The organism is Mucilaginibacter sp. (genome assembly GCF_039207105.1).
GTDB lineage: Bacteria > Bacteroidota > Bacteroidia > Sphingobacteriales > Sphingobacteriaceae > Mucilaginibacter.
Genome location: NZ_JBCECK010000023.1, coordinates 52,276 through 55,454, shown reverse-complemented (window position 1 = coordinate 55,454; position 3,179 = coordinate 52,276). Strand labels below are relative to the sequence as shown.

General features: G+C 42.0%; 2 protein-coding genes. Both read left to right on the top strand.

The window, feature by feature from the left end; all coding sequences use genetic code 11:
• The first annotated feature begins 203 nt into the window (after positions 1 to 203).
• Positions 204 to 2,879, top strand: coding sequence for a valine--tRNA ligase (locus tag AAGC65_RS07190; RefSeq protein ID WP_343111750.1), 2,676 nt, complete (start codon positions 204 to 206; stop codon positions 2,877 to 2,879).
• 94 nt (positions 2,880 to 2,973) lie between these two features.
• The coding region (locus tag AAGC65_RS07185; protein WP_343111749.1) for a hypothetical protein at positions 2,974 to 3,179 on the top strand (206 nt) is incomplete at its 3' end.

Sequence of the window (3,179 nt, the reverse complement as noted above, 5' to 3'; positions counted from 1 at the left end):
GTGGTGAGTGGTGAGTGGTGAGTGGTGAGTGAAAATGCCGTTCAAGTTAGGATTTAGAATTTAGTTTTTAGAATTTCATTTTGGGAATTAGAATTTAATTTATGGGTTTTTCATTCAATCCTATAAATCATGGTTAGGCAAAAAATCAACGGAATCAAAAAAATCACCTAAATCAATGGTCTAAATACTTATTTTTGCGCATTATGAGTATTTCTAAAACATATTTGCCTAAAGAAACCGAAGAAAAGTGGTACAGTTACTGGTTAAAGCACGATTTTTTTAAATCGGTACCTGATGAGCGCGAACCTTACACTATAGTTATTCCGCCGCCAAATGTTACCGGGGTTTTGCATATGGGCCATATGTTGAACAATACCATACAGGATGTACTGGTGCGTCGTGCCCGTATGAAGGGCAAAAACGCCTGCTGGGTTCCGGGAACAGACCATGCCAGTATTGCAACCGAAGCTAAGGTTGTAGCCATGCTTAAAGAGCGTGGTATCAATAAAAAAGACCTTACCCGCCCTGAATTTTTAGCTTATGCCTGGGAGTGGAAAGAGAAATACGGCGGCATTATCCTGGAGCAGCTTAAAAAATTAGGCGCCTCATGCGATTGGGACCGTACCCGCTTTACGATGGACGAAGACCTGTCTGAAGCTGTAATAGATACCTTCATTCATTTGTATAAAAAAGGTTGGATCTATCGCGGTATCCGCATGATCAACTGGGATCCGCAGGGTAAAACCGCGGTTTCTGACGAGGAGGTTATCCGCAAAGAAGTTAATCAGAAGCTTTATTATATAAATTATGAGGTTGCGCAAAGCGAGGAGAGGGGAGCGGATGAGAACGCGACCGGAAACTCCGCACCCCGCACCTTTCTAACTATCGCCACCACCCGCCCGGAAACCATTATGGCCGATGCAGCTATCTGTATTAACCCTAATGATGAGCGTTACCTGCACCTGCACGGTAAAAAGGTATTTATTCCGCTGATTAACCGTGAAATTCCGGTTATCCTGGATGAGTACGTAACAATGGATTTTGGTACCGGTTGTTTAAAAGTTACCCCGGCGCATGATCTGAACGATTATGAATTGGGTCAAAAGCACAACCTACCGGTTATTGATATTTTAAATGATGATGGCACCCTGAACGAAAAAGCCGAGATATTAGTGGGTGTTGACCGTTTTACGGCCCGTAAAAAGATCGCTGTATTGCTGGAAGAAGCAGGCGTGTTGGCCAAGGTGGAGGATTATAAATCGCAGATCGGGTTTTCGGAACGTACCGACGCAGTTATTGAGCCAAAGCTTTCTATGCAATGGTTTTGTAAAATGGCCGAAATGGCTAAACCTGCCCTTGATTATGTATTGAACGGCGAGGTAAACCTGATACCCGATAAGTTTGTAAATACCTATCGCCACTGGATGGAGAACGTTAGGGACTGGAATATCAGTCGCCAGCTTTGGTGGGGACAACAAATACCGGCCTGGTATTTACCAAACGGTGAGTTTGTTATCGCTAAGAATATTGATGAGGCATTGGTTGAGGCAAAACTCAAAACTCAGAACCAAGAGCTTACTACAGCAGATTTAAGACAGGATGAAGACGTAGTTGATACCTGGTTTTCATCATGGTTATGGCCAATATCTGTATTTGACGGATTTAAAGATCCGGATAATGCCGATATCAACTATTACTATCCAACTAATGATCTGGTAACTGCTCCCGAAATTTTATTTTTCTGGGTAGCCAGGATGATCATGGCCGGACATGAGTTTAGAGGAAAAGCGCCGTTTACAAACGTTTATCTTACCGGTATTGTGAGGGATAAGCTGGGCCGTAAAATGTCGAAATCATTGGGTAACTCGCCCGATCCGCTTGATCTGATAGAAAAATATGGTGCTGATGGTGTTAGGGTAGGTATGCTGCTTTGCTCGCCGGCCGGTAACGATTTGATGTTTGATGAAAGCTATTGTGAGCAGGGTCGTAATTTTGCCAATAAAATATGGAATGCCTTTAAGCTGATCAAAGGCTGGGAGGTTGACGAAAGCCTGGCAAATCCTAACCAGATAGCCATTGAATGGTTCGGTAATCGCTTTAATCAGGCATTGACGGAAATTGAAGCCGACTTTGCCCAATACAAGCTATCTGAAGCGCTTATGGCCACCTATAAGCTGGTATGGGACGACTTTTGTGCCTGGTACCTGGAAATGATCAAACCTGCTTATCAGCATCCTATTGATAAAGCAACTTATGATATAACTATTCAATATTTTGAAAATATTTTAAAGGTATTGCATCCGTTTATGCCGTTCCTGTCTGAGGAGTTATGGCATGACGAACTTTTTGGCAAACGTGCCGAAAAAGACTGCTGTATTGTTGCGCAATTGCCAAATATTGGGGAAATAAATGCACAGATACTGAACCACTTAGAGATAGTAAAAATCATTATCGCCCAAATTAGAAATATTCGTAATACGAAACAAATTTCGCCTAAGGAATCACTTGATCTTGCGGTAAAAGCAAACTCAGGCTTGCCTTATCAACAATATGAACCCATAATAACTAAACTGGCCAATATTGGCACATTTAGCTTAGTTAATGATAAGTTAAACGGTGCTATCAATTTTATCGCCTCAACCGATGAATTTTATGTTCCGCTAAGCGAAAATGTGGATCCGGTTGCCGAGCGTGCACGGTTAGAAAAAGAGAAGGAATATTTGCTGGGCTTTTTAAAATCGGTAAACGCAAAGCTTAATAATGAGCGCTTTATGGCTAATGCTAAGCCGGAGGTAATTGATATTGAGCAGAAAAAAAGAGCTGATGCCGAAGCCAAATTAGCCATACTTGAAGAAAACCTTACCGCTTTGGCTGATTAATTGCATACCATATTTATTACAGGCGGCAGGCAAAACTTAGGCTACGGTATACCGTAGCCTAAGTTTTGCCTGAATAAATGCTTGTTGTTTGAATATGCGTGACAAGGTAAGTTTCTTTAATTTCTCGATATATAAAATACTCTCTAAGGAGCAATCCTTTCTTGACCAGGCCCGGATACGCTTACTATATTATGGTTTTTTCCTTGTATTTGTAGCCTGCGGCGCTTTATTGATCAGCGTTTACTCGCAAGGGCAAATGTTACTGGCCCGTACCTCTGTTTTTTTAATGCTGGCTGTTGC

Bases quoted from the DNA above. Each gene is read 5' to 3' on its own strand.
- AAGC65_RS07190 (WP_343111750.1), top strand. From the start codon at position 204: ATGAGTATTTCTAAAACATATTTGCCTAAAGAAACCGAAGAAAAGTGG.